The sequence below is a fragment of the Enterobacter sp. 4974935 genome (genome assembly GCF_058661735.1).
Genome location: NZ_JBZWGT010000003.1, coordinates 4281785 through 4307494 on the forward strand (window position 1 = coordinate 4281785; position 25710 = coordinate 4307494).

The 25710-nt window shown below is 54.6% G+C and carries 24 protein-coding genes; 15 read left to right on the forward strand and 9 right to left on the reverse strand.

The window, feature by feature from the left end:
• Positions 1 to 4: 4 nt before the first annotated feature.
• From AC4OVS_RS21725 to AC4OVS_RS21740, 4 genes are all read right to left on the reverse strand, one after another.
• On the reverse strand, positions 5 to 682 hold the full coding sequence (locus AC4OVS_RS21725; RefSeq protein WP_022646582.1) for an EcpB family pilus assembly chaperone: 678 nt from the start codon (positions 680 to 682) through the stop codon (positions 5 to 7).
• Between the two features lie 45 nt (positions 683 to 727).
• Positions 728 to 1351: a common pilus major fimbrillin subunit EcpA gene (locus tag AC4OVS_RS21730; protein ID WP_003860995.1), complete on the reverse strand. Its 624-nt coding sequence runs from the start codon at positions 1349 to 1351 to the stop codon at positions 728 to 730.
• Between the two features lie 227 nt (positions 1352 to 1578).
• Entirely contained in the window at positions 1579 to 2049 is a 471-nt protein-coding gene (locus AC4OVS_RS21735) for a FidL-like protein (RefSeq protein WP_022646581.1), read from the reverse strand.
• Positions 2050 to 2067: 18 nt separating this feature from the next.
• Positions 2068 to 2880: a winged helix-turn-helix domain-containing protein gene (locus AC4OVS_RS21740; RefSeq protein WP_022646580.1), complete on the reverse strand. Its 813-nt coding sequence runs from the start codon at positions 2878 to 2880 to the stop codon at positions 2068 to 2070.
• Between the two features lie 374 nt (positions 2881 to 3254).
• Here AC4OVS_RS21740 and AC4OVS_RS21745 point away from each other — a divergent pair, with 374 nt between their 5' ends.
• The 4 genes from AC4OVS_RS21745 to AC4OVS_RS21760 are packed head-to-tail and all read left to right on the forward strand — an operon-like array spanning position 3255 to position 8172.
• On the forward strand, positions 3255 to 3839 hold the full coding sequence (locus AC4OVS_RS21745) for a fimbrial protein (RefSeq protein WP_022646579.1): 585 nt from the start codon (positions 3255 to 3257) through the stop codon (positions 3837 to 3839).
• A 52-nt stretch (positions 3840 to 3891) separates the two neighbouring features.
• Entirely contained in the window at positions 3892 to 4584 is a 693-nt protein-coding gene (locus AC4OVS_RS21750; protein WP_232934673.1) for a fimbrial biogenesis chaperone, read from the forward strand.
• A gap of 15 nt (positions 4585 to 4599) precedes the next feature.
• Positions 4600 to 7092, forward strand: coding sequence for a fimbria/pilus outer membrane usher protein (locus AC4OVS_RS21755; protein ID WP_058677111.1), 2493 nt, complete (start codon positions 4600 to 4602; stop codon positions 7090 to 7092).
• Between the two features lie 15 nt (positions 7093 to 7107).
• Positions 7108 to 8172 carry a fimbrial protein gene (locus AC4OVS_RS21760; RefSeq protein ID WP_022646577.1) on the forward strand — a complete coding sequence of 355 codons (1065 nt, stop codon included), beginning with the start codon at positions 7108 to 7110 and terminating at the stop codon, positions 8170 to 8172.
• Positions 8173 to 8178: 6 nt separating this feature from the next.
• Here the strand turns inward: AC4OVS_RS21760 and AC4OVS_RS21765 are convergent, their stop codons facing one another.
• A complete protein-coding gene (locus tag AC4OVS_RS21765; protein WP_032622107.1) occupies positions 8179 to 8814 on the reverse strand; it encodes a LuxR C-terminal-related transcriptional regulator in 636 nt (211 codons plus the stop codon).
• 569 nt (positions 8815 to 9383) lie between these two features.
• On the opposite strand from AC4OVS_RS21765, the gene AC4OVS_RS21770 reads away from it, so the two are divergent.
• Together AC4OVS_RS21770 and AC4OVS_RS21775 are read left to right on the forward strand one after the other, a co-directional pair.
• A complete protein-coding gene (locus AC4OVS_RS21770) occupies positions 9384 to 10004 on the forward strand; it encodes a LuxR C-terminal-related transcriptional regulator (RefSeq protein ID WP_015570093.1) in 621 nt (206 codons plus the stop codon).
• Positions 10005 to 10080: 76 nt separating this feature from the next.
• A complete protein-coding gene (locus tag AC4OVS_RS21775) occupies positions 10081 to 10761 on the forward strand; it encodes an EAL domain-containing protein (RefSeq protein ID WP_491922712.1) in 681 nt (226 codons plus the stop codon).
• Positions 10762 to 10779: 18 nt separating this feature from the next.
• Here AC4OVS_RS21775 and nlpA read toward each other — a convergent pair whose 3' ends face one another.
• Positions 10780 to 11580, reverse strand: a complete 801-nt coding sequence (nlpA, locus tag AC4OVS_RS21780) for a lipoprotein NlpA (RefSeq protein WP_048966522.1) — start codon at positions 11578 to 11580, stop codon at positions 10780 to 10782.
• Positions 11581 to 11809: 229 nt separating this feature from the next.
• Positions 11810 to 13309: an MDR family MFS transporter gene (locus tag AC4OVS_RS21785; RefSeq protein WP_032626657.1), complete on the reverse strand. Its 1500-nt coding sequence runs from the start codon at positions 13307 to 13309 to the stop codon at positions 11810 to 11812.
• A gap of 78 nt (positions 13310 to 13387) precedes the next feature.
• On the opposite strand from AC4OVS_RS21785, the gene AC4OVS_RS21790 reads away from it, so the two are divergent.
• Positions 13388 to 14035: a TetR/AcrR family transcriptional regulator gene (locus tag AC4OVS_RS21790; RefSeq protein WP_032622106.1), complete on the forward strand. Its 648-nt coding sequence runs from the start codon at positions 13388 to 13390 to the stop codon at positions 14033 to 14035.
• On the opposite strand, the gene AC4OVS_RS21795 is transcribed toward AC4OVS_RS21790, so the two are convergent.
• Positions 14032 to 14451, reverse strand: coding sequence for a GNAT family N-acetyltransferase (locus AC4OVS_RS21795; RefSeq protein WP_058677106.1), 420 nt, complete (start codon positions 14449 to 14451; stop codon positions 14032 to 14034). The two genes, AC4OVS_RS21790 and AC4OVS_RS21795, sit on opposite strands and share 4 nt — an antisense overlap.
• 185 nt (positions 14452 to 14636) lie before the next feature.
• Between AC4OVS_RS21795 and AC4OVS_RS21800 the strand changes: the two genes are divergently transcribed.
• From AC4OVS_RS21800 to AC4OVS_RS21820, 5 genes are all read left to right on the forward strand, one after another.
• Positions 14637 to 15206 (forward strand): TetR/AcrR family transcriptional regulator, encoded by a 570-nt coding sequence (locus AC4OVS_RS21800; RefSeq protein WP_022646570.1) that lies wholly within the window; start codon positions 14637 to 14639, stop codon positions 15204 to 15206.
• Positions 15207 to 15353: 147 nt separating this feature from the next.
• Positions 15354 to 16475 carry an efflux RND transporter periplasmic adaptor subunit gene (locus tag AC4OVS_RS21805; protein ID WP_421767847.1) on the forward strand — a complete coding sequence of 374 codons (1122 nt, stop codon included), beginning with the start codon at positions 15354 to 15356 and terminating at the stop codon, positions 16473 to 16475.
• Positions 16475 to 19585: an efflux RND transporter permease subunit gene (locus tag AC4OVS_RS21810; RefSeq protein ID WP_367075526.1), complete on the forward strand. Its 3111-nt coding sequence runs from the start codon at positions 16475 to 16477 to the stop codon at positions 19583 to 19585. The genes AC4OVS_RS21805 and AC4OVS_RS21810 overlap by 1 nt, the downstream gene beginning before the upstream one ends.
• Positions 19585 to 20949: an efflux transporter outer membrane subunit gene (locus AC4OVS_RS21815; RefSeq protein ID WP_023298975.1), complete on the forward strand. Its 1365-nt coding sequence runs from the start codon at positions 19585 to 19587 to the stop codon at positions 20947 to 20949. Before AC4OVS_RS21810 ends, AC4OVS_RS21815 begins: the two co-directional genes overlap by 1 nt.
• 120 nt (positions 20950 to 21069) lie before the next feature.
• Entirely contained in the window at positions 21070 to 21366 is a 297-nt protein-coding gene (locus tag AC4OVS_RS21820; RefSeq protein ID WP_022646567.1) for a YicS family protein, read from the forward strand.
• 50 nt (positions 21367 to 21416) lie between these two features.
• Here the strand turns inward: AC4OVS_RS21820 and AC4OVS_RS21825 are convergent, their stop codons facing one another.
• Positions 21417 to 22367: a LacI family DNA-binding transcriptional regulator gene (locus AC4OVS_RS21825; RefSeq protein WP_022646566.1), complete on the reverse strand. Its 951-nt coding sequence runs from the start codon at positions 22365 to 22367 to the stop codon at positions 21417 to 21419.
• Between the two features lie 293 nt (positions 22368 to 22660).
• Here AC4OVS_RS21825 and AC4OVS_RS21830 point away from each other — a divergent pair, with 293 nt between their 5' ends.
• Genes AC4OVS_RS21830 through AC4OVS_RS21840 form a run of 3 tightly spaced genes read left to right on the forward strand, consistent with a single transcriptional unit; the run spans position 22661 to position 25706 of the window.
• The gene (locus AC4OVS_RS21830; protein ID WP_003861034.1) at positions 22661 to 22975 is read left to right on the forward strand and encodes a PTS sugar transporter subunit IIB; all 315 of its coding nucleotides are present in this window, start codon (positions 22661 to 22663) and stop codon (positions 22973 to 22975) included.
• Between the two features lie 11 nt (positions 22976 to 22986).
• Positions 22987 to 24312, forward strand: coding sequence for a PTS sugar transporter subunit IIC (locus AC4OVS_RS21835; RefSeq protein ID WP_022646565.1), 1326 nt, complete (start codon positions 22987 to 22989; stop codon positions 24310 to 24312).
• Between the two features lie 17 nt (positions 24313 to 24329).
• Positions 24330 to 25706: a glycoside hydrolase family 1 protein gene (locus AC4OVS_RS21840; protein ID WP_491922713.1), complete on the forward strand. Its 1377-nt coding sequence runs from the start codon at positions 24330 to 24332 to the stop codon at positions 25704 to 25706.
• The last annotated feature ends 4 nt before the right edge of the window (positions 25707 to 25710 follow it).

Sequence of the window (25710 nt, forward strand, 5' to 3'; positions counted from 1 at the left end):
ATCCTTACTTAACAGGTATGAACTGTTTCAGGTCCCATATTCCGAGATGAAAATGGTTATCCGTAACGTTGATATCCTCGATAGCGCGCGAGGTATCCGGCATCAGGTAGAAGTTTTTGGTACACGGCGTAGTCGGTGATTCCGGATTCGGCTTCAGGCAGGTTCCGGTCGCATTGACGCGAAAAGCGGTGTTGCCCTTATTCGTTATTTTCCCCGCCACATAGACGAAGTCGATCTTCTTATCACGGGGCTGAACCACCAGAATGGTGCTCACCACCGCGCGCGTCATCCCGGTACCGTTTTTTGGTGAACCGCTGTCCACCTCTTCGCTCACCCCTTCATCAGTGAAGGTAATGCGGTAGTAACGCTCTTTGTTATCGGCGTTCCCGTGATAGTAAAATTTGACAATATTGCTGGTACCGGCGGGCATTACCATGCGCGTGGGCGTCAGCAACAGCTCGTCCACTTTCTCCGGATTAATGACGATCCCTTCATCCATTGGGCTACTGATCCGCTGTGCGCGAACAGAAACAATACGCACGCTGTCTGCTTCGTTTTTTATTTCCTTGGCGGTGGAGTCAGCATCCGCAGGAATAATGGTGGTGACTTTTCCCACATTAATGGCCAGCGCGGAGGAAGAGATAAATAATAAAAATAAGAAGGCGGATTTGAGGTTAAACATGCTATTTCCCTAAACAGGGGCTTGCGCCCCTGGATCGATCAGGCCTTAGCCCCAGGTTGCGCGGAACGCAACAGATACGGTCCCTTCCCACAGGCTGTTGGTCAGGTCTTTGAACTCTTTCGCAGTACCCGCGTTGTCCTGAGCGGAGTCAACGTAGAAGACGAATTTGTCCTGGCCGGTAATTTCGGTATCTGCCGCCGCGCCTGCGCTGGTGGTCAGGTTCCACAGGCCAGAAGAGACGCCGGTGTTAGAAGAAGAATCAACCAGCGTGGTCCATGCGGTTGATTTCGCCCCCACGGTGCCACCGATAGAGCCCAGGTCGTTACCGCCCCAACGCGCACCCACTTTCAGCTTGGTCGCTTCACCGCCCACGCTGAACAGCGTGTTGTTTGAATCGTCGAGGATAGCTTCGAGTTTGAAGCTGGTCGCCGTAGAGTGATCGCCACGGATAGCCACATCAAACAGACCGGTATCGGTGTTGAAAGATTTGGTATTGGCGCTGTAAACGAAGTTCAAAGCACGCGTTGGCGTAACAACCAGGTCGGATTCGCTGTCTTTGGTCGCGGTTGCCTGCCAGGTGGCAGAAGCCGTCGTTTCTGCTGCATTAACTGCGCTCAGGGCAGAAACAGACAACAGGGAGCCCAGAACGATAGCGTTCAGTTTGTTCATTTATTTAGTCCTTCAAAAAAGAATCCACGTGTATAAAAAGGGGAGCCCCTTTTTCGAGGCGGAGTATAGACAGCCGCAAAATAACGAGGCAATACAGAAAAATTCACTCGCCGGAGAATAACAATAAAAATATAAATAAATTTCTCGTATCTTATTGTTACATATTGAGTAAATCACTCAATTTCCCGAGCAATAGATAAATATCGATTTTTCAATAAAGAGAAATATCAGGACGTCGGAACAGCCACACACATCATTACAGGCAAAACCAGCCCCTTAATTAACCAGGCGTGCGGTTTAACGCGGGTAATATAGAAGAAGTTGATATTATCAAGTAACATTTCGTTTACAACGCCATCCGGCGCCGCATCATCTTCAGATTTATTCAGCTTTTTATCCTTAATATAAAAGATATTGCTTCCGTCGACTTTTTCCACGCTGAGTGTGTAATTTCTGTCAATCAGGTAGCTTTTGCCCTCTTTCTTGAGTACGCCTTTATGAATAACCGTCACAACATCTTTGTTGTTAAACAGGAAAAGCGTGGTTAGCGACATATCGGTTAACTCACCCGTGGAATAGGTTTTCCAGGAAATGGTATCTGACTGGCAGCCAAACCCCTCATCCTGCGTTCTGGTAAAATAGATCCACAACAACGCGATGGCAGACAGCGCCAGTACGATACTGAACAGTACACTCATTTTAGTCCTTGACATATTTTAACTCCCGGTCAGGCTTCTGTAAGAAATGCAGTTCTTATAATCGTCGATACTGTCCTGCTGATAACAGATGGCCAGGAAATAATTTTCTATCTGCGACTTTTTAAACCTGGAATAGTAAGCATCTGCAACCTGGTGTTGACAGTCGATATGTTGACTGGCAATGACCTCTTTTACGTGATTAAAGTAGTGCTGTCGCGGCTGATACATATTCTTATCGATCAGGTATACCGTACACCGGTCCACTTTACCGAGCAGATGCATATCAGAATCTTTCAGGCTCTCGGCATAGGAATCCCTTTGGTGCAACAGTAAAACAGCGGTGCCGATAACGGTAATCAGTAATAACGTGCAAAGAGAAATAAAGAGTCTGTGCAGCGATATTAATTGTTTAGGCGGATCGGCATCTTTCTTATGCGCTAGCGTATCGAATGCTTCAGAGGCAGATTGCTCACTAAGCGTTGAAACGACCGGCGGCCTGACCGTGTGATGTTCAATATGCGCGGCAAGGCTAAATCCCTTGCCACGTATCGTTTTTATCAGTAAAGGATCGCATCCTAAAGTACGAAATGCTTTTCTGATTTCACTTATGGCAACATTCAGACTTACCGAAGAACCAGAGAAACCATGATCCTCCCAGACCTTCTTTATCAGGTCGTCTCTGTCGAGAGTTTTACCATTATTGATGATAAGTTCATAAAGCAGACGACCCGCCTGGTTAGATAACTTAATGGATGACTCTTCCTCTCCATTAATCATGATCATACCGGTGTCGACTTCATAAAGCATTGTAAGATCAATGAGATACTTCATATTATTATTACGCCATTGTTAAAATTATGTGCATTTGCCAGGCAATAATAAGTCTAAAGTTTGTGTGGTCAAGTCGCGTGATATTAATTGAGAGATGAATTCATAAAGCTTCATTAATTAACAATTATTAAATCATTAATAAAAATATTCGAACTAACGCATTTAGGTTAAAACATTAAAAAAAACTAACTCGCAAGATTATAATCTTAAACTTTAGAAGTTGTTGGAATAATGTTTTGTTATGTACTTTTTTAGTGCAACATAATATCGTCAAAGCATTCTCCCGAGTCGCCATGCGTCTAGCCGGTACATCAGGGACATGTGTAGCCGATTAACATTCATTTTAAATAACACAAATCTTCATGGAGTTTATCATGTTCAAATCGATCATGACCGTATCACTGCTGGCCGCCGCTATTGCTTCTACCAGCGCAGTTGCCGCAGACAATTCGGCGGGTGGTATCATTAACTTTACCGGCGCTATTACCGATACAACCTGTACCATTAACGGCGGTAAAAGCGCGGACTTTACCGTTGCGCTTTCCCCTATTTCGGTAAAAGATGCAGGCACCACGGTTGGCCTGATCACTAAGAATAAAAAATCTATTGCGCTGACGTTCTCAGGTTGTTCACCAGCAGCCGGAACAACCGGTACCCCGCTGAAAGTGTATTTCTCCAGCGCGGATAATATTTCCACTGACGGTAAATACCTGCTGAATAACAGCGTGAACGAAAGCGATGCCAGTGTGGCACGTAATGTCGGTTTTGCGTTAGTGGAGCCAGGTTCGTCTACGCCAATTACCCTGAACCAGCCTTACACTACGGATATTATGGGTACAGCGACCGCGCCAGATTCCGAGACGCTGACGCTGGATGTTTATTACTATAAAACGAACGCCGCTGCCGCCACCGTGGGCGAGTTAAGCTCCAACGTAACGTATACCATTTCCTACCTGTAATAATGATTATACAGGCTCTGTTTTCGCAGAGCCTGTATTTAAGGTTGCAATCATGCGCAAGACAATTTTGCTGGCAGGCTTACTGCTAAGCACCGGTCACTCATGGGCCAATATTGTCATTAATGGAACCCGTGTCCTTTATCCTGAAAATAACAAAGAGGTGATCGTCCAGTTAATGAATACGGGCGATGCGCCCGCTCTGGTGCAATCCTGGATAGATGACGGTGATATTAATTCCACGCCGGAAACAGCCAATGTGCCGTTTCTGCTGTCGCCGCCGGTGATAAAAGTTAACGAACATAATGGCCAACAGCTTCGTATTAAAAAGCTGCCGTCCAGCTTGCCTGCGGATCGCGAATCCGTCTTTTTCCTGAATGTCCTCGACATTCCGCCCAGACCTGAAAATCTGCAAAATCAGAATACCGTTCAGCTGGCGATTAAATCCCGTATCAAACTTTTTTACCGGCCCGCTGCGCTGAAAGGCACGCTGGATGACGCGGTGGCGAAACTGACGCTCGCCGCCGAAGGCGATCGCTTTCGCATTACAAATAACAGTCCGTTCCATATTACGGTCGCCAATATTTCGCTGGGTAAAACGAAATTGCTCCAGGAGTCCCCGATGGTTTCCCCATTTGGGCAGCTGACGGTCGCCGCAAAAAATACGGTTAATCGCGGACAGACCTTCCAGCTGATGTATGTGGACGATCTTGGCGCGTATAAAACCCGGACTTTCACCAGTCAGTGATCGGAAAGACTCACCATGAAAATGAAACAAAACAGACTCTGTCTGCTGGCAGTCTGCACGCTTCTGCTTTCGCATAAATCAGGGGCCGTCTCGTTTGATCCCTCCCTGCTTGCTGGCGCATCCGGTGAGTCCGATCTGTCTCGCTTTTCCGAAAACAACGCCATGCCTGCCGGCAGTCAGGAGATGGATATCTACGTAAACGGCAGCTGGAAGGGACGTTATACCGTCATCTACGGCGAGCAGCGTGACGACATCCGCCTTGCCTGGAAAGATGCCCGGTCGCTTGGCATCAACACCACGTCCGTGCCTGCGCCCGCCATTGCGCACGGGCAGGTGCAGCTGCGCGATCTGGTTCAGGGCGGTGAAGTCAAAACCGATACCAGCACCCTGAGTCTGGCGCTTACCGTTCCGCAGGCGGCCGTGCTGCGTACTGAAGAAGGTTACATTGCCCCCCAGTTTTGGGACGAGGGGATCCCGGCGCTGATGCTCTCGTGGAACACGACCTGGTATAACACCCGTGCAAAAGGCGCTGCGAAAGACACAAATGATGATTTTTATGCCGGGCTGGATTCCGGCGCCAACCTGTTCGGCTGGCAGTTTCGCGACAGCAGCGCCTGGCGGAAAACGGCCAGCGGAGAGAGTAGCTGGCAGAATAATACCCGCTACCTGCGCCGTCCCCTGGCCTCGCTGAAATCCAACCTGACGCTGGGTGACTTTTATATTCCTGGCGATCTGTTTGATTCCCTGCGCGTGCGCGGCGTGTCGCTGGCGTCGGACATGAAGATGCGCCCAAATTCACAGCAGGGTTTTTCACCGGTGGTTCACGGCGTGGCACGGACGAACGCCCTGGTGAAAGTTATCCAGAATGGCAACGTGATCTATCAGGAGAACGTACCGCCGGGCCAGTTTACCCTCGACAGCATTCAGCCTACCGGCTCTGCGGGCGATTTGCTGGTGGTGGTGCGTGAAGCGGACGGTTCACAGCAGTCCTTCACGGTGCCGTTTTCCGCCGTGCCCGGGATGCTAAAAGAAGGGGTGAGTCAGTACAGCGTGGTGGCGGGTAAAGTGCACCAGAACACGCTCGATGCCGAACCCGCATTCATGCAGGCCACGCTGCGCTACGGGTTTAATAACCTCATCACCGGGTATACCGGGACGATTATTAGCGATAACTACCAGGCCGGGCTTGTCGGTACCGGGTGGAACCTTCCGTTTGGCGCGGTCTCGTTTGATGTCACCCACGCCAAAACCACCCTCCAGGATCGCACCAGCAGCGGTCAGAGTTATCGCGTGTCGTACAGCAAATTTATCGATACCACCGCCACCAACTTCACCCTGGCGGCCTATCGCTATTCCACTAAAGGCTATTACAGCTTCAGCGACGCGCTCTATTCGCGCGAAGGGTATCAGCGCCTGAGAGCGCAGTACGACGACTATGAAGATCGATTTGGCGTTGCGCCCGACATGTCGCTAAGCACCTGGGATGCCCTGCGCGCGGCGCAGCCCAAGAATACCTTTACGCTTAACCTTAATCAGCGCCTGCTCAATAACTGGGGCACGGTATTTGTCTCCGGCACACAGCGCGATTACTGGAACTCACAGCAAACCACGCGCGAATACCAGATGGGCTATTCCAACGCCATCGGCCGCGCCAGCTATACCCTGTCGGCCAGCCGGGTACGGAACAGGGACAGTGAAGAAGAGACGCGCCTTTACCTCTCCCTCAGCCTGCCGTTCTCGCTGTTTGATAATAATGCCTGGATCACCTCCAGCCTGACGGCCAGCGATTCGCATTACGAGCAGAGCAATATCAGCATGAGCGGGAACGCGCTGGCGTCGAACCGCCTGAGCTACACCCTCTCCGGCAGTAATGCGCGGGGGGGTAAAAATGCGGCAAGCGTTAACGCCGCGTACCGTTCGAACTTCGCGACACTCGGTGGCTCTTACAGCGAATCCTCCGACTACCGCCAGACCGGGCTCAGCGGACGGGGAAGCCTGGTGGCCTACCCGTGGCACGTTCTCGCCTCAAACGAAACCGGCACAACCATGACTATCGTCGATGCGCCAAAAGCGGAGGGACTGATGGTGAACGGCGATGAAAGCATTATGACGAACCGCGATGGCGTGGCGCTGGTGCCTTACGCCACCCCGTATCGCAAAAACGCCATTACGTTATCGCAAACGGAAAACAGCGCTGGCGCGGAGGTGATCGGCAACATGGCTAACGTGGCCCCTTACGACGGGGCGGTGAGCTACATCCGCTTCGAAACAGACAAACGCCAGTCATGGGTACTTCATGCGACGCGTGCCGACGGCAAACCGCTGCCCTTTGGTACCGAAGTGCTTGATGAACACGGTGAATCTGTCGGGTATGTCGGCCAGGCCAGCGTACTGTATATCCGCGCTGAACAGCCGCCACGCGCGCTCAACGTGCATCTCCGGGGCGGGAAGTGCGAAATCTCCGCCCCAGCCTGGGGGTTGAACAGCCCCTCATCGGTTTGCCATTAATTACGGATTATCAAAATGTTACGATCATTCATATTCCTGCTCCTCTCCAGTATTAGTGGGATGAGCTATGCCACCTGCTCCGGCAGCAGCATCGTTTATGGCACACCGATTACCATTGATTTATCGGATAAGCTGAGCCCGGCCACGCCCACATGGACCGGCAGCTTCAGCACCCAGTACAGCGGCTCATTCAACTGTACGACAGGTAACAGTGAATTTTCTTACACGCCGATCCTCTCGACCGACAGCAAATACGCGACCATCCTCGGGTTCAGCAATAACAAGTATATGGTGCGGGCGGAGATCACCAATCCCCCGGCCAATAAAACCCTGACTGCCAGCGGTAGCCATACGGCGTCTGAGCTGAACACACCGTTTACGGTTCGCTTCACCCTCGTTAACCAGAGCGGCACTACCCTGACGGGGGATACGGCGAACATGAGCGACGTTCTGTTCGTCAGCGACATGAGTGGGCTATCCTTCTGGGAAATCATCACCTGGCCAATCAATCAGGTCATCAAGATAGCGCAGTGGTTATTCAGCGGGTTCAAGTGGCCTTACGACAACCGCGATATGTTTGGTCAGCCGATGATCATCAAATACGCGCCAAAACTGACTACCTGTTCCTTTGATAATGCGGGGCTGACCGTAGCGCTGCCGACGCTCGGCATTCCCCAGCTCAGTGCATCCTCACAGCCGGGGCTGACGCCTTTTTCACTGAACATGAGCTGTCAGAACGTCGGGGTTAACGGCAATTCCGATCGGGCAATTGAGATGTTTCTGTCCAGCACGCAGCTGCTCTCAACCGACAGCTCAGTGCTGATCGACAGCAGCAGTAGCGCGGCGCAGGGCGTGGGGCTACGCCTGATAAAACGTGACGCCCCGCAAACGCCGGTGACCTTCTCTACCTCAACCACCAGCCGTGGCAACGCCACGATGATTTTCAGCGTGGCGGCTGGCGCGGCGCTGGACGAACATTTCACCCTTCCGATGGCGGCGTACTATTACGTGTGGGCGCCCGCCCAGGTGAGCCAGGGTAAGATCAATACATCGGCTACGCTGAATATTATCTATCCCTGATGTGAGCTATTTCTCCATCTTTCCAACCGCTTGCACATACTTAATCAGTTCGCTGTGGTTGGAAAGATTCAGCTTTTTCATCGCATTGTGCTTCTGCGTCGCAATGGTACTGACCGAACGGTTTCGATGACGGGCAATCTCCGTCGTTGAAAATCCTTCCACGATAAGATGGAGCACCTCCCACTCTCTGGCCGAGAGGATGGAGCGCGCCCGGGAACCGGACCGCATTACCCGCCTGAGCCACGAAGAGATCGACGGTGTTTGCCCGTCCGCCATGAGCAACGCGGGTAATTCCTTTTTCAGTTCAGTCAATTCATCCTGCTGACTGATGGTTAATTCAAATTTCATCTCCAGAACTTTTTTTAACAGCCCGTAAGGCAGCTCGGGCACCAACAGAACACGCCTGACGTGATGGGTTTTACATAAAGATGTAAAACGGCTGCTGACCTCCGCACTCCACTCTTTATGATTAAGCAGATAATTAAATTCAGTGAAGAAAACATCCACGTTATTATCCGCGACCGCCGCCAGCGCCTGTTCAGTGGAATCGACCTGAGTAATGTTCAGTACGTAATCGGGTAAAAGATCATGGAGCGCCCGGAATATTATCTCTTTAAATATATTTATTTTGTAAAACACCATTACCCTTACGATACGTTCAGTATTATTCATGTCTTTTCTAAATTCTCGTGACCGGAGGAAAATGATAATAGTTTATGTACTCACCACTCACAACCTCTTCGCGCCAGGATTTTATCCTTCTCAGGCTTAAAAATCTGAACAAGGACATTAAATTTATAGAAAAAATTCTATTTTATTCTGCACGCCGTTTCCTCTTGCAGATAAAGCCTTGTCGATAACCCTGCCGCGATCACAATTTTTCTTTCAGGAATAGCAGTAAACCACTGAAAAAACGGTGGATAAACCCCATCAATCGACCTTCTGATGCTTATTAACCGCCCATTCACAGAATAAAAATCTGGCATGAATATTATTAGAAGATTAAAACAATTGCATATACCATTAAAACCATTTTTCAATTTTATCTTCCTCTAATAATTGGCATCGGCTTTACTCGACGGTTTGTATTGGCTTACATTGATGCCATCGCATCGCGTTATTTAAAAAGTGCTCGCCATTCTTTTAATAAGAGAGTGCGAACCGCCATTTTCTCTTATATGGACTGTTTACTCAGCGAAAGGAGAATGCCAATGCAAAATAAAAAAACAATTCACGTTGCCGTTGTTGACAGCTGCGAATTCACGATGATTGGCCTGCAATCGCTCGGAAAGCGTGAGCCTGATGAAAAACACGACGTTATTTTCCATGGGTTTACCCATATCGAAGAACTTGCTATGAGTGAACAACTCTTTGATATCATCATTTATGATCCGTTGAATACGCGTCATTTCCGGGTGACGACGAATGACGACATTCTCTGTATTAAACAGAAACAAGTGACGGCGAAGATCTATATCTATTCGTTATCCGCTGGCTATTTGAAATTCAAACATGTTGATGGGGTAATCAGCAAAAGAGTCTCCCTGGGGGATATCAAAGCGCTGTGGCAAATACTGATGAGCCAGACGCCGCAAGAGTCTGGTCGTTACAACGTAGGCATGACTACCCGCTTACGCACCCCGGCGAGGCTGTCCAGCGAGGAGGCCAGCGTATTGCGCGGCTATTCCTGTAATCTCAAAACCAAGCAAATCGCCCGTCAGCTGGGGTGTAACGTCAGGCTGGTTTACTTTTATAAAAACAACGCCATGAACAAGCTTAAGGCCGTGCGTGGCCCCTCGTTTTACCAGAGCATTCGCTGGATCCTGAATTAAGAATTTGACCGTGTGTCGTTTGCCTTTTGTTCCCGTGTCCGCGGGAACCTTTTTTTCATTTCCTGAAGGCTGTTCCATGTATACCGTTCTTCCCTCTCCCCTGTTGCAACGTATCTCAGGGCTGCGATTCCAGCCGCTTGTCGATCTTCATTCGGGCCAGATGTTCGCGCATGAAGTTCTCGTGGAGATCCATAACGTCAATCTGGAGATATTGTTTGCTTCTCTGCCTTCGCGCAGCGCGCTGCAAATCTTCTTCTGGCAGGCCAACACCCTGTTACAGATACCCGTCCGGGACGCTTACTGGCTAAACCTTCTGGCAGAGCACCTTCTCGACGAACGCGCTATCCGGTTGTTGCTGGCGTTACGCCATCAGCAGCGGTTAACGATTGAAATTCAGGATCCTCTCACCATCACACGGCTGAGTAAGGCTGAGCAACATCGTCTTCATGCCACGCTTGTTCGGTTAAAAGAGGCGGGATGGCAAATCTGGCTGGACGATTTAACCCGGGAGTTGGCTGAGGCGTTCGCGCGGCTTGCGCTGCCACTGGATGGGGTAAAAATTGACCGCTCAGCGCTGCGCGAGCGAGCGCCGCTTGCCCCGTTTGTGCAGGAGGTCAGGGCAGGTATCGCGCAATCAATTCTTATCGAAGGCATCGAGAATTCGCGGGATCTGGCGCGCGCCCGCACGTCTGGCGCACAGTCTGGCCAGGGTTTTCTGTGGCCCGAAAGCCGCACCGATGCCCGCGTAACGCTGTGAGGGCCAGCTTACCGTGGCCTACCAGCCCGGCACCGCACCGCCGTTAAAAATGGTCTCTGCCGCTTTCGCCACTTCCGGCGACTGATAGGACTGGATAAATTCCTTCACGTTTTCGGCGTCTTTGTTGTCTTCTCGCGTGACCACTATATTCACGTAAGGCGAGTTTTTGTCCTCAATAAAGACGCTGTCATGTACCGGAGACAGCCCCGTTTGCTGAAGATAGGTGGTACTGATGATGGCCACATCCACTTTCGGATCGTCCAGCACGCGCGGCAGCTGCGCCCCTTCCAGCTCCATAATCTGTAAGTTTTTGGGATTCGCGGTAATATCCAGCGCCGTCGGCAGCAGGCCAACATCTGGTTTAAGGGTAATCAGCTTCTCTTTTTGCAGCAGCAACAGCGCGCGGCCGAGGTTGGTGGGATCGTTTGGAATCGCAATGGTTGCGCCATCCTTCAGCTCAGACACCGATTTAATCTTTCTGGAGTAACCCGCCATCGGGAAGACGAAGGTATTGGCCACGGCGACCAGCGTGTAATTGTGCGCCTTGTTATCTTGTGCAAGGAATGGGCGATGCTGGAAGACGTTGGCGTCCAGTTCGCCCTGGTTGGTGGCATCGTTGGGTAGCAGCGAGCCGCTAAAGCCCACCAGCTCAACATCCAGACCGTATTTCTCCTTTGCCACCTTTTTGGCGACTTCCGCCACGTCCTGCTCAGCGCCATTAATCACGCCGACTTTAATGTGTTTGGCATCATTGCCGCCTTGATCGCAACCTGCCAGCAGCAGGGCCGCGAGCACCAGAGCACTCAACTGAAATTTCACGAGACAGTTCCTTTCGACAGTGGTTTTGAAGACTATATCGACAACGAGACGGCAGGCTAAAAAACGAAAAGGAATCAGTAAGACGGTTAAGTTATATGCGGCCTGTTGCCGGGTGGCGCTGCGCTTACCCGGCCTACGTAACGGGCGAAGTGTAGGCCCGGTAAGCGTAGCGCCACCGGGCGATGGGCATCAGGCTACGGTAGTCCAGGCGCAAGCAGAACCGCTAACCTCACGCCTGCCGACGCAGCGGCGCTTCGCGCAAAAACCACGACAGCACAAACGCCAGCACCATAATCCCCGCCGCCAGCATAAACACCGCATGGATAGCCGAGCCGAACGCATCCAGATAGTCCAGACGCAGGGCATCAGGCAGATGGTGAATGGCAACGGGATTAAGTTCGCGCGGCAGTTCCGCCCCTTCCGGCAGCCTGTCGATCAGCCCTGATTGCAGAATATGGGTGAACACCGCGCCAAACAGCGCAACGCCAATCGCCCCGCCAATGGAACGGAACAGCGTCACCCCAGAGGTCGCTACGCCGTATTGATCGGCTGACACGCTGTTCTGCACCGCCAGCACCAGCACCTGCATCACCAGTCCCAGCCCCATGCCCAGCACGCCGGTAAACAGGTACAGCTGCCAGGTTGGGGAGGTGATTGAAATGCGCGTCAGTAACGCCATCCCCACCACGCCGAGCAGCGTGCCGAGGATCGGGAACAGACGGTATTTCCCGGTGCGGCTGATGATGCGCCCGCTGATGATGGAGGTGAGCAACAGCCCGCCCATCAGGGGGATCAGCTGCAAGCCGGCCTGCGTTGGCGTGGCGTCTTTCACCACCTGTAAATAGAGCGGCAGGAACGTTACCGAGCCAAACAGGGACATGCCGATGATAAAGCCAATCAGGCTACAGAGCAGGAAGCTGCGGTCGCGGAAGAGCGACAGCGGGATAATCGGCTCCCACGCCAGCCGCTCTTCGTAAATAAACCCGGCGATCCCCGTCAGGCCGAAGGCCAGAATGCACCACAGCTGCGGGTCGTTCCATTGGCGGATCGTACCGCCCTCGGTGGTAAACAGAATGATGCACAGCAGCGCCATGCTGAGGTAAATCGCCCCCAGGTAATCAATCTCATGCTTGCTGCGCCGCGCGCTGCCGTGGAATACCGCGCCAATCACCAGCAGCGCAAACAGCCCCAGCGGCAGGTTGATGTAGAAAATCCAGCGCCAGGATGCATGCTGAACGATAAACCCGCCGATCAGCGGGCCTATCACCGTCGCCAGGCCAAACACGCCGCCAAACAGCCCCTGATAGCGACCCCGATCGGCAGGCGGGATCACGTCCGCCACGGCGGCCATGCTGATCACCATCAGGCCGCCGCCCCCCAGCCCTTGCAGGGCGCGCATCAGCACCAGCTGGGTCATGTTCTGCGCCAGGCCACACAGCGCAGAGCCCACCAGGAAAAGCACTATTGCGATTTGCAGGACGATTTTACGGCCAAACAGATCGCCGAATTTGCCATACAGCGGCACCACGATGGTCGAACTGAGGATATAGGCTGTCACCACCCAGGAGAGCTTATCCAGCCCGCCCAGCTCGCCGACGATGGTCGGCAGCGCGGTGGAGACAATGGTCTGATCCAGCGCCGAGAGCAGCATCACCAGCAGGAGTGCGCTGAACAGCAGCTTAATCGACGGCGCCTTTTTCGCAGGTTGAGTCATTACGTCAGACTCCATAAGAGATCGCTTGAAATTAATTAATCGAATAATTAATATTCAGGTAAGTTATGGATAAGATCAAGAGACAGCGTGACCGTGCCAGCACTAAAAGACAATTCTGAACCCCGCCGCCCCGGACGTCCGCGCGGCGGCAAGCGCGTTACCGCCAGCCGCGAACAGCTGCTGGACATCGCCCTGAACCTCTTCTCCCGCCAGGGGATCGCCAATACGTCGTTGAACGCTATTGCCCGCGAAGCCGGCGTGACGCCCGCCATGCTGCACTACTACTTCAACTCCAGAGAACAGTTGCTGGATGCGATGATTGAGGAGCGCTTCCTGCCGTTACGTGAGCGGATCGGGGCAATTTTCGCCGACAACCGGGATTCGCCGGTGGATGCCCTGACGGAAATGGTCAGGGTGCTGGCCGAACTGGCGGAAAAGTATCGCTGGTTTGCCCCGCTGTGGATGCAGGAGGTGATCGGCGAGATGCCAGTACTGCGTACGCATTTGCAGGAGCGCTTTGGCGATGAGAAATATCACACCACGCTGGCAACCATCAAAGGCTGGCAGCAGGAAGGAAAGCTGAATCCGGCGCTGGCCCCCGAACTGCTGTTCACGACGCTGCTGAGCCTGGTGCTGGTGCCGTTCTCTCGCATGCGCAATGACGAGAGGCTTAATGCCCTCTCGCCGGAGATCGTTGTGCGCCACGTGTTAGCCGTGATCGGCAACGGGATCGGCGGTTAAAGATCCCTGGTCAGATAGTGTCTCTGCATTCCCTGATAAGGGTAATCCTGTAAGGACATCTGCACCTGATAACCCTGTTTTTCATAGAACGGACGCGCCTGGAAGCTGACCGTATCCACCAGCGCGTGACGGCACCCTTTGCGACGGGCCTCCTCTTCAGCCGTTTTGATCAGCTGGCTGCCGACGCCCGTTCCCCGCACCCTGTCGCTGACCCACAGAAAGTCGATATTCAGCCAGTCGCCTTTACGTACGCCGATTAACCCGCCCAGCATGACGCCGCTGTCGTCCCGCACATATACGCCAATATCGCCACTAAACGTCGCCAGATCTAAATACTGCGCGTTATAGGCTCTTAGCCCCGTTAATAATTCTTCTTTTTCTTCAGCCGTGACTTTATCTGTAATGCTCAGGTGCATAAATCTCTCCTTATTTTCAGCGCAATCTGAATATCTCACAGCTTAACCTTCATAAAAACTCCTTATTTCCTCCATTGTTTAAACAAGGAAATATTCATTCAATATGTAAATAAAAAAAACCTTTCCAATAGGCTCCGAAAACGTATAATGAGAACGATCATTCTCACTTTTTACGGTAGCCGACGATGAGCACAAAGCTGGAAGAACGACAAAAACTACGGCAGGACGAAATCATCACCGCCGCGCGCCGCTGCTTTCGCGCCAGTGGATTTCACGCTGCCAGCATGTCGCAGATCGCCAGCGAAGCCAGGCTCAGCGTCGGACAAATCTATCGCTATTTCAGTAACAAAGACGCGATCATTGAAGAGATGATCCGGCGCATTATCGACTCACGTATTGAGGAGATGCAGGGCAAAACCCTGGTTGAAGGGATGCCGCAGGCGCTTGCCTGGCGCCAGACGCTTAACGAAGATGATGACGCGCTAATGCTCGAAATGTCCGCAGAGGCCACGCGCAATCCGCTGGTGGCAAACATGCTGATCGAAGCCGAAGCCCGCATGTTCGCCAACGCCTGTGAGCACCTGAAAAAGCAGTTCCCCCACCTGAGCGATGAGCATATTCGCTGCTGCGTGGAGATTACCGCCGTGATGATCGAAGGCACGATTTACCGTCGACTCACGCCTTTAAAAGTACCGTCAGAACAATTAGAGCCCATATACCAGAATATTTTAAATATGCTTTTCTCTGCGAAGTAATCGCATGTGAATAATTAGCGGAAATAAGTAATTTCCCTTTTTTCATTTCTGGCTCTGCCAGAGATGCGGGATCGCTGTGCTTTTAATTAGCCCTCCTCCCTGTTAAGCGATTAACAGGGCAGGCTTCGTTCACCCTGGAAAAAGATTATGAAAACCATAACAACCTCCATCGCAGCATTACTCCTCCTGACAGGGTGCGATAATGCGCAAACATCTGCTCCCCAGCGTCCTCTTCCGGAAGTGGGGATTGTCACACTCATGAGCCAGCCGGTGTCCGTGGTCAGCGAGCTGACCGGCCGCACCGCCGCCGCGATGAGCGCCGAAGTGCGCCCTCAGGTGGGCGGCATTATTAAGAAACGGCTCTTCACCGAAGGCGATACGGTCAAGGCCGGGCAGGCGCTGTATCAGATCGATCCTTCCAGCTACCGCGCCGCTTATGATGAAGCTGCCGCCGCACTGAAACAGGCGCAGGCGCTGGTGCAGGCCGACTGCCAGAAAGCCCGGCGCTATGCGCAGCTGGTTAAGGATGACGGCGTATCACGTCAGGATGCGGAAGACGCGAAGTCCACCTGCGCGCAGGACAAGGCCAGCGTCGAGTCAAAGAAAGCCGCGCTGGAAAGTGCCCGCATTAACCTCAACTGGACCACCGTCACCGCGCCGATTGCCGGACGTATCGGCATCTCCTCTGTGACCCCCGGCGCGCTGGTGACCGCCCAGCAGGATACCGCGCTGGCCACTATTCGCGGGCTGGACAGTATGTACGTCGATTTAACCCGTTCCAGCGCCGATCTGCTGCGATTACGCAAGCAAACCCTCGCCAGCAACAGCGATACGCTGAACGTGTCGTTGATCCTCGAAGACGGCAGCAGCTACAGCGAAAAAGGCCATCTGGCGTTAACCGAAGTGGCGGTGGATGAGTCTACCGGCTCAGTCACCCTGCGCGCCGTCTTCCCGAACCCGCAGCATCAGCTTCTGCCGGGCATGTTCGTCCGCGCCAGAGTGGATGAAGGCATCATGAATGACGCGATCCTCGCCCCGCAGCAGGGCATCACTCGCGACGCCAAAGGCACCGCCACCGCGCTGGTGGTGAACGCCAGCAACAAGGTCGAACAGCGTCAGCTGGAGACGGGTGACACCTACGGCGACAAATGGCTGGTGCTGAATGGCCTGAAGGCGGGCGATAAGCTGATTGTGGAAGGCACCGACAAAGTCACCGCCGGGCAGGAAGTGAAAGCTGAAGAGATGAAAACCAACGGAGGAAACGCCTGATGTTTTCCCGTTTCTTCGTGCGTCGCCCGGTCTTTGCCTGGGTTATCGCCATTCTCATCATGCTCGCCGGGATACTGGCGATCCGCACGCTGCCCGTTGCGCAGTACCCGGACGTTGCCCCGCCGTCGATCAAAATCTCCGCCACCTACACTGGCGCCTCCGCACAAACGCTGGAGAACAGCGTAACGCAGGTGATCGAACAGCAGCTCACCGGGCTGGATAACCTGCTCTACTTCACCTCCACCAGCAGCTCGGACGGGTCGGTGAGCATTAACGTCACGTTTGAACAGGGAACCGATCCGGACACCGCTCAGGTACAGGTGCAGAACAAAGTCCAGCAGGCGGAATCGCGCCTGCCGACCGAGGTGCAGCAGTCCGGGATCACCGTCGAAAAATCCCAGAGCAACTTCCTGCTGATCATGGGCGTATATGATAAAACCGACACCGCCAGCAGCTCGGATATCGCCGACTGGCTGGTGAGTAATATGCAGGATCCGCTGGCGCGCGTGGATGGCGTCGGCAGCCTGCAGGTGTTCGGTGCAGAATACGCGATGCGCATCTGGCTCGACCCGGCTAAGCTGGCGTCGTACTCGCTGATGCCCTCCGACGTGCAGAGCGCGATTGAAGCGCAGAACGTGCAGGTCTCCGCCGGTAAAATCGGCGCGCTGCCCTCGTCGAACGCCCAACAGCTGACCGCCACCGTTCGCGCTCAGTCGCGTCTGCAAACGGTCGATGAGTTCAAAAAAATCATCGTCAAGAGCGAGTCCAACGGTGCGGTGGTGCGCATCAGCGACGTCGCGCGCGTGGAGATGGGCAGCGAAGACTACACCGCCACCGCGAAGCTGAACGGCCACCCGGCGGCGGGTATGGCGGTGATGCTCTCGCCGGGCGCCAACGCGCTTAACACCGCCACGGCGGTAAAAGACAAGATCGCCGAGTTCAAAAAGTCGATGCCGGAAGGCTACGACGTGGCCTACCCGAAAGACAGCACCGAGTTCATCAAGATCTCCGTTGAGGACGTGATTCAGACCCTGTTCGAAGCCATTATCCTCGTGGTGGTGGTGATGTACCTGTTTCTGCAAAACATCCGCGCGACGCTGATCCCGGCGCTGGCGGTGCCGGTGGTGCTGCTGGGCACCTTCGGCGTGCTGGCGCTGTTCGGTTACTCCATCAACACCCTAACGCTGTTTGCCATGGTGCTGGCGATAGGACTTTTGGTGGATGACGCCATCGTGGTGGTGGAAAACGTCGAGCGTATTATGCGCGACGAAGGGCTGCCCGCCCGGGAAGCGACCGAAAAATCGATGGGCGAAATTTCCGGCGCGCTGATCGCCATTGCGCTGGTGCTCTCTGCGGTATTCCTGCCGATGGCCTTCTTCGGCGGCTCTACCGGGGTCATTTACCGTCAGTTCTCGGTCACCATTATTTCGGCGATGTTCCTCTCCGTGGTGGTGGCGCTGACCCTGACGCCCGCGCTGTGCGGCTCGATCCTGAATCACACCGCTCCGCACAAAAAGGGCTTCTTCGGCGCGTTTAACCGCTTCTACAGTAAGACCGAGCACGGCTATCAGAATAAGGTTCTGCGCGCCCTGCGCCGTTCCGGCGGCATGCTGGTGATCTTCGCCCTGCTCTGCGGCGCGATGGGGTTCGCCATGCTGAAACTGCCGGGCAGCTTCCTGCCAACCGAAGACCAGGGTGAAATCATGGTGCAGTACACCCTCCCTGCCGGCGCAACCGCGGTGCGTACCGCAGAGGTAAGCCGCCAGGTACGCGAGTGGTTCCTCACCAAAGAGAAAGCCAATACCGACGTGATCTTTACCGTTGAAGGCTTCAGCTTCAGCGGCAGCGGCCAGAACGCCGGGATGGCGTTCGTCTCCCTGAAAAACTGGTCAGAGCGTAAAGGCGAGGAAAACACCGCGCAGGCCATTGCCCTGCGCGCCACGCAGGAGCTGAGCGCCATCCGCGATGCCACCATCTTTGCGATGACACCGCCGGCAGTGGACGGTCTGGGCCAGAGCAACGGCTTTACCTTTGAGCTGATGGCGAGCGGCGGCACCGACCGCGACGCGCTGCTGAAACTGCGTAACCAGCTGATTGGCGAAGCGAATCAGGACAGCTCGCTGCACGCCGTGCGCGCCAACGATCTGCCGCAGATGCCGCAGCTTCAGGTGGATATCGATAACAACAAAGCCGTGTCGCTGGGGCTCTCCCTGAGCGACGTCACCGACACCCTGTCCAGCGCCTGGGGCGGCACCTACGTGAACGACTTCATTGACCGTGGCCGCGTGAAAAAGGTCTACATCCAGGGCGACAGCGACTATCGTGCGGTGCCGTCGGATCTCAACAAATGGTATGTGCGCGGCAGCGACAGCACTATGACCCCATTCTCCGCCTTCGCCACTACCCGCTGGGAGTATGGCCCGGAAAGCCTGGTGCGCTACAACGGCTCGGCGGCGTATGAAATTCAGGGCGAGAACGCCAGCGGCGCCAGCTCCGGTACGGCGATGAGCAAAATGGAGCAGTTGGCGAATAACCTGCCGTCCGGCAGCACCTGGGCGTGGAGCGGTTTGTCGTTGCAGGAAAAACTGGCGAGCGGTCAGGCGATGAGCCTTTATGCCCTCTCCATCCTCGTGGTGTTCCTGTGCCTGGCGGCACTGTATGAGAGCTGGTCGGTGCCCATTTCGGTGATCCTCGTGATCCCGCTTGGGGTGCTGGGCGCGGCCATTGCCGCCTCCCTGCGCGGCCTGAGCAACGATGTCTATTTCCAGGTGGCGCTGCTGACCACCATCGGTCTGTCGTCGAAGAACGCCATTCTGATTGTCGAGTTTGCCGAAGCCAAAGTGGCCGAAGGCTACTCACTGACGCGCGCCGCCCTGCGGGCCGCCCAGACGCGTCTGCGTCCGATCATCATGACCTCACTGGCGTTTATCGCAGGGGTTACGCCGCTGGCCGTGGCAACCGGGGCAGGTGCCAACAGCCGCGTGGCGATCGGTACCGGCATTATCGGTGGGACGCTGGCCGCGACGCTGCTGGCCATCTTCTTTGTTCCTTTATTCTTTGTACTGGTGAAACGTCTGTTCTCCGGTAAGCACGCAAACCGGAGGTCATAATGTTTCGTGTAACTGTTTTAGCGTTAGCACTGCTGAGCGCAGGCTGTGTGTCATTAGATCCCACGTATCAGCGCCCGGACGCGCCCGTTCCGGCCACACTGCCCGGCGCGCACGGCGAAGCCAGCGCCGTGGTGAACCAGTGGCAGCAGGTGATGAATGATGCGCGGCTGAAAAGCGTGGTGACGATGGCGCTCAACAGCAACCGCGACGTGCAAAAAGCGATTGCGGATATCGACGCCGCCCGTGCCCAGTATGGCGAAACGCGATCCTCCCTGTTCCCGACGGTGGACGCGGAACTGAGCCACACCCGCAGCCGCACGCTGGCGAGCGGCGTCGCGACGAGCGACGAAGCCAACGGCACGGTCTCCAGCTTCGAACTGGATCTGTTTGGCCGCAACCAGAGCCTGTCGCGCGCCGCGCGTGAAACCTGGCTTGCCAGCGAGTTCACCGCGCAGAACACGCGCCTGACGATGGTCAGCGAGCTGACCACGGCCTGGGTGACGCTGGCGGCGGATAACAGCAATCTGGCGCTGGCGAAATCCACCCTGGAGAGCGCCGCGAACTCGCTCAAAATCGTCAAACGTCAGCAGGAAGTAGGTGTGGCAGCGGCCACGGACGTCAGTGAAGCGATGGCGGTTTACCAGCAGGCGCGCGCCAGCGTGGCGAGCTACCAGACGCTGGTGATGCAGGACAAAAACGCCCTTAACCTGCTGGCGGGCGATACGGTGCCCGAGAACCTGCTGCCCGGCACGCTGGAGAGCCTGAGCGATAACGCCATCACGCTGATCCCGGCGGGCGTAAGCTCCAGCGCGCTGCTGCGTCGCCCGGACATTCAGGAGGCGGAACATAACCTGCTGAGCGCTAACGCCAACATCGGCGCGGCACGCGCCAACTTCTTCCCGACCATTTCACTGACCGCCAGCGCGGGCGTCGGCAGCGATTCGCTGTCATCCCTGTTCAGCCACGGCATGAAGGTCTGGTCGTTCGCGCCGTCCATCACCCTGCCGCTGTTTAGCGGGGGCAACAATATGGCGCAGCTGCGCTATGCGGAAGCGGAGAAGAAGGGGCTAATCGCCACCTATGAGAAGACCATCCAGAGCGCGTTTAAGGACGTGGCCGACGCGCTGGCGCGGCGCGAAACGTTGAGCGAACAGCTTGATGCCCAGCGTGAATACGTGGCGGCGGAGCAAAAAACGCTGGATGTGGCGACGCGCAGTTACAAGGCTGGCGCGGGCGATTATCTGACGGTGCTCACCGCGCAGCGATCGCTGTGGTCAGCACAGGAATCACTGATTGCCTTGCAGCAAACCGACCTGGAAAACCGCATCACGCTGTGGCAATCGCTGGGTGGAGGGGTTCAGTAACGGCCTGAGAGGGCGATTCTCATACCAGGTGAAAAGTAAATTCATACTTTCGGCTGGAATCGCCTGCCTGAATGTAACGATACATTTCAGGGAAAGCCTGTGACTTTACCGGAGGTCTCAATGAAATCTGCACACCTGGTTTGCCTGCTCGTTTGCCTGATTTTCGCTGCGTTTGTTCACGCGCTGGAGAAGAGCGCTCCGGAGAAAGAGGCCCAGATAAAACAGCAGGTCCTGAAAGATGTGAAGAAAACCTGTACCCCGCAGAAAAAGCAGAGCGATAAGGCCTGGCAGGCGATGATTTTGTCGTCTGAGGCCAATCAACTGCTGATCAAAAATGCCATCACCGCCGTGAAGCGTGACAACCTGGACGCCTACTGGGATGCAGTAAGTCAGGTGGATTGTATGGAAGATTACTGAGGGTTGAGCGCCGGGTGGCGGCTGCGCCTTACCCGGCCTCCATCACATGTTTAACGCTTCCGCACATCCGGAATAATCAAATCCCCACGCAGAACGTAGGACCCGAGCATCTGCGTTTTCGCCGTCAGCCAGCTCACGATGCGCGCCGCCATGGCGTCCATGGAATACTCAATGGCCGGGATCACCGGAATACCCGGGAGATGCAGCGAACCGCCGAGGCTGAAGACCATGATGTCTTCCGGTACCGATTTATTAAACGCCTGTAACTGCGGGATCACCCGCTGGGCTTCCTGCTCGTCTGCCACCAGCAGCGCGTTGAAGTTCAGCGTGGACGCGTTGTTGAGTAATTCCTGAAGCGCAACGGACGATGAAGTCGCGTCCATAAACACGAGGTTGCGATTAAAGGGCAGGAAGTTTTTCTCCAGCGCATGTTTGTAACCCAGCAGCACCTGATCGGCAAAGCCGCTGCCGTGCGGGTGGATCAGTGCTATCTGGCGACGCCCCTGGCTGGTGAGATAGTTGCAGGCCGTTTCAGCCGCGAACGCGTGATCGAACTGAATGCTGTTGGCGTTATCGGCTTCCATACAGTCGACCAGAATGACGTTGTCCATGTCCACGTCCAGCGGGAAACGCGCGCCAATCACCAGAATGTCATCACATAAGCCGCAGGAGAGTTCTTCAAGGGCGTTCATCACTTCTGTTTTCGTGTGTGCGAAACGCAGCAGCAGATGTTTTTGATGCTGGCTGAGGTGTTTTTCCAGCGCGTACAGGTAACCGGTGGTCTGGTTAATGTTCTCCTGCGCGCAAATCACCCCAATGCAGCCCGTCGACTGGCTGAGCAGCGACTGGGCGATCACGTTGGGACGATAGTTCAGCTCATCCACCGCTCTCAGAACAGCCTGTCGGCTGGCTTCTTTAACGCCACGCGACCCGCTCAACACCCGTGATACCGTGGCTTTGGACACCCCGGCCAGACGCGATACATCGTTGATTGTAGACATCTCTCTCCCCTGTCAGACGCAACTGGCGTCTGTAATTTCCATCACCGCTACGGCTCACATTATAGCCAGAACGGAGTATATCCGTTTCCGTTTTCCATGGAAACCGATTTTCCGTTTCCACTCAATTTGATGTCAAAACAGCCAAATTATGTGACCCACATCCGGTTAATTAGCGTCATAAGTAGTGGATATTGATGGTTGTCACACTTCTGTCTTTTATGAATGGAAACCGGTTTCCGTATCATGTCCAATCATCATCGCAATAACTTTTTACATTTTGAGGATGGTCGTCGATGTTCAAGATTATGCTGTGCTGCTCTGCCGGGATGTCCACCAGCCTGCTGGTCAGCAAAATGATCGATGTTGCAAAAGAACGGGGCTTGCCCGTGAAGATAGATGCGTATGGCGTATCCGAATTTGATACGCAGTTTCCGCACTATCAGGTGGTGCTTCTCGGACCGCAAGTGAAATACATGTTAAAGACGCTCTCAGACAAGGCAGCGACGCAAGGCATACCGGTGCAGCCCATCGACATGATGGATTACGGCATGCAGCGTGGCGATAAAGTACTGGACTATGCTCTGTCGCTCATCGAAGCGGCACACTAAAAGGTGTTCACATGAGTTCGTTATATCAATCCATGGTCGCGGTGATTGAACAGTCAATTACGCCGCTGGCCGCGAAGCTCGGTCAGCAAAAGTATGTGATTGCCATCCGCGACGGCTTTACCGCCGCGCTGCCGTTTATGATCATCGGCTCGTTTATGCTGGTGTTTATCTTCCCGCCGTTTTCGGCGGATACCACCAACAGCTTCGCCCGCGGCTGGCTGGATTTCTCCGAGACCTACCGCGAACAGCTGATGCTGCCCTTTAACCTCAGCATGGGCGTGATGACCTTCTTCATCTCGGTGGGGATTGGGGCGAGCCTGGGACGTCAGTTTAACCTCGATCCGGTGATGTCCGGTCTGCTGGCCTTTATGGCCTTCCTGCTGGTCGCCGCGCCGTATGCCGACGGCAAAATTTCGACGCAGTATCTGTCGGGTCAGGGCATCTTCACTGCGCTTATCACCGCGATCTACTCCACCCGTGTGTACGCGTGGCTGAAGCAGAACAACGTCACCATCCGCCTGCCGAAAGAGGTGCCGACCGGCGTGGCGCGTTCGTTTGAGATCCTGATCCCGGTGATGGTGGTGATTGGTACCCTACATCCGCTGAACCTGTTCATTGAAGCGCAGACCGGGATGATCATCCCGCAGGCGATTATGCACCTGCTGGAGCCGCTGGTGTCTGCGTCTGACTCGCTGCCCGCGATTCTGCTCTCCGTTCTGCTGTGCCAGATCTTCTGGTTTGCCGGTATCCACGGGTCGCTGATTGTCACCGGCATCATGAACCCGTTCTGGATGGCGAACCTCTCTGCAAACCAGGCGGCGCTGGCGGCGGGCGCGGCGCTGCCGCACGTTTATCTGCAAGGTTTCTGGGATCACTACCTGCTGATTGGCGGCGTAGGCTCGACCCTGCCGCTGGCGTTCCTGCTGCTGCGCAGCCGCGCCACTCACCTGCGCACCATCGGCAAAATGGGCGTTGTGCCAAGCTTCTTTAACATCAACGAACCGATTCTGTTCGGCGCGCCGATCATCATGAACCCGATGCTGTTTATCCCGTTCGTGTTTGTTCCGCTGGTCAATGCCTGCCTGGCGTACGGCGCAACCAAACTCGGCTGGCTGGCCCAGGTGGTTTCGTTAACCCCGTGGACCACGCCCGCGCCGATTGGCGCCTCGTGGGCGGCGAACTGGGCGCTGAGCCCGGTGGTGATGTGCCTGGTCTGCATGGTGATGTCCGCCCTGATGTACCTGCCATTCCTGCGCGCCTATGAGCGTACGCTCATCAAAAATGAAGAGCAGAAAGCCCAGGCAACCGTCGGCACCGCTGAAACAGTTAGCAATTAAGTCAAAGAGGAAGGGTCATGAAATACGCATTTCCCGATAACTTCTGGTGGGGCAGCGCAAGCTCCGCTCTCCAGACGGAAGGGACACGAGAGGGTGAAACCACGTGGGACTACTGGTTTTCCCGCGAGCCGAACCGTTTTCACAACGGCGTGGGACCGCAGCATACCTCCACGTTTTATCAGCACTGGAAAACGGACATTCAGCTGTTGAAGCAGCTGAACCACAACAGCTTTCGCACCTCGATTAGCTGGGCGCGCCTGATCCCCGACGGTATCGGTGAAGTGAACCCGGACGCGGTCGATTTTTATAATCAGGTCATTGATGAGCTGAATGAACAGGGCATCACGCCGTTTATCACCCTGTTCCATTTCGACATGCCGATGGCGATGCAGGAGATAGGCGGCTGGGAAAACCGTGACGTAGTGGACGCCTACGCCCGCTATGCGCAGATCTGCTTCGAGCTGTTTGGCGACCGCGTGCTGCACTGGTTTACCTTCAACGAGCCGATCGTGCCGGTGGAAGGCGGTTATCTGTACGATTTCCATTACCCGAACGTGGTGGATTTTCGTCGGGCGGCGACCGTGGCGTATCACACGGTGCTGGCCCATGCGAAGGCCGTTCAGGCTTACCGCGCCGGGCATTACGCGGGGGAGATCGGCATCGTGCTGAACCTGACGCCGTCATACCCGCGTTCGCAGAACCCGGCGGACGTGAAGGCGGCGCATATCGCGGATCTGATGTTTAACCGTAGCTTCCTCGACCCGGTGCTGCGCGGGGAGTATCCGGCCGACCTGGTGGCATTGCTGAAATCTTACGATCATCTACCCGCCTGCAAGCCGGAAGACGGTTTCCTGATTGCGGAAGGGAAAATCGACCTGCTCGGCGTTAACTACTATCAGCCGCGTCGCGTGAAGTGTCGCGACAGCGCGGTGAACCCGCAGGCGCCGTTTATGCCGGAGTGGTTCTTTGATAGCTACGAGATGCCGGGCCGTAAGATGAACCCGTACCGCGGCTGGGAAATCTACGAGCCGGGTATTTACGATATTCTGGTTAACCTGCGCGACAATTACGGTAACCCCCGCTGTTTTATTTCTGAAAACGGGATGGGTGTCGAAAACGAGCAGCGCTTTATTGAAAACGGTCAGATAAACGATCGGTACCGCATCGAATTTATTTCTGAGCATTTAGCGTGGCTGCATAAAGGTATTAGCGAAGGCTGCAATTGCCTTGGCTACCATATGTGGACGTTTATTGATAACTGGTCGTGGTGCAATGCCTATAAAAACCGCTACGGTTTTATTCAGCTCGATTTGGAGACGCAGCAGCGCACCATTAAAAAAAGCGGAGAGTGGTTTGCCGCTACCGCCTTAAATAATTGCTTTGATAAAGAGTAAAAAT

Coding starts and splice junctions, on each gene's coding strand:
- AC4OVS_RS21725 (WP_022646582.1), bottom strand. CDS start 682: ATGTTTAACCTCAAATCCGCCTTCTTATTTTTATTATTTATCTCTTCC.
- AC4OVS_RS21730 (WP_003860995.1), bottom strand. CDS start 1,351: ATGAACAAACTGAACGCTATCGTTCTGGGCTCCCTGTTGTCTGTTTCT.
- AC4OVS_RS21735 (WP_022646581.1), bottom strand. CDS start 2,049: ATGAGTGTACTGTTCAGTATCGTACTGGCGCTGTCTGCCATCGCGTTG.
- AC4OVS_RS21740 (WP_022646580.1), bottom strand. CDS start 2,880: ATGAAGTATCTCATTGATCTTACAATGCTTTATGAAGTCGACACCGGT.
- AC4OVS_RS21745 (WP_022646579.1), top strand. CDS start 3,255: ATGTTCAAATCGATCATGACCGTATCACTGCTGGCCGCCGCTATTGCT.
- AC4OVS_RS21750 (WP_232934673.1), top strand. CDS start 3,892: ATGCGCAAGACAATTTTGCTGGCAGGCTTACTGCTAAGCACCGGTCAC.
- AC4OVS_RS21755 (WP_058677111.1), top strand. CDS start 4,600: ATGAAAATGAAACAAAACAGACTCTGTCTGCTGGCAGTCTGCACGCTT.
- AC4OVS_RS21760 (WP_022646577.1), top strand. CDS start 7,108: ATGTTACGATCATTCATATTCCTGCTCCTCTCCAGTATTAGTGGGATG.
- AC4OVS_RS21765 (WP_032622107.1), bottom strand. CDS start 8,814: ATGGTGTTTTACAAAATAAATATATTTAAAGAGATAATATTCCGGGCG.
- AC4OVS_RS21770 (WP_015570093.1), top strand. CDS start 9,384: ATGCAAAATAAAAAAACAATTCACGTTGCCGTTGTTGACAGCTGCGAA.
- AC4OVS_RS21775 (WP_491922712.1), top strand. CDS start 10,081: ATGTATACCGTTCTTCCCTCTCCCCTGTTGCAACGTATCTCAGGGCTG.
- AC4OVS_RS21785 (WP_032626657.1), bottom strand. CDS start 13,309: ATGGAGTCTGACGTAATGACTCAACCTGCGAAAAAGGCGCCGTCGATT.
- AC4OVS_RS21795 (WP_058677106.1), bottom strand. CDS start 14,451: ATGCACCTGAGCATTACAGATAAAGTCACGGCTGAAGAAAAAGAAGAA.
- AC4OVS_RS21800 (WP_022646570.1), top strand. CDS start 14,637: ATGAGCACAAAGCTGGAAGAACGACAAAAACTACGGCAGGACGAAATC.
- AC4OVS_RS21805 (WP_421767847.1), top strand. CDS start 15,354: ATGAAAACCATAACAACCTCCATCGCAGCATTACTCCTCCTGACAGGG.
- AC4OVS_RS21810 (WP_367075526.1), top strand. CDS start 16,475: ATGTTTTCCCGTTTCTTCGTGCGTCGCCCGGTCTTTGCCTGGGTTATC.
- AC4OVS_RS21815 (WP_023298975.1), top strand. CDS start 19,585: ATGTTTCGTGTAACTGTTTTAGCGTTAGCACTGCTGAGCGCAGGCTGT.
- AC4OVS_RS21820 (WP_022646567.1), top strand. CDS start 21,070: ATGAAATCTGCACACCTGGTTTGCCTGCTCGTTTGCCTGATTTTCGCT.
- AC4OVS_RS21825 (WP_022646566.1), bottom strand. CDS start 22,367: ATGTCTACAATCAACGATGTATCGCGTCTGGCCGGGGTGTCCAAAGCC.
- AC4OVS_RS21830 (WP_003861034.1), top strand. CDS start 22,661: ATGTTCAAGATTATGCTGTGCTGCTCTGCCGGGATGTCCACCAGCCTG.
- AC4OVS_RS21835 (WP_022646565.1), top strand. CDS start 22,987: ATGAGTTCGTTATATCAATCCATGGTCGCGGTGATTGAACAGTCAATT.
- AC4OVS_RS21840 (WP_491922713.1), top strand. CDS start 24,330: ATGAAATACGCATTTCCCGATAACTTCTGGTGGGGCAGCGCAAGCTCC.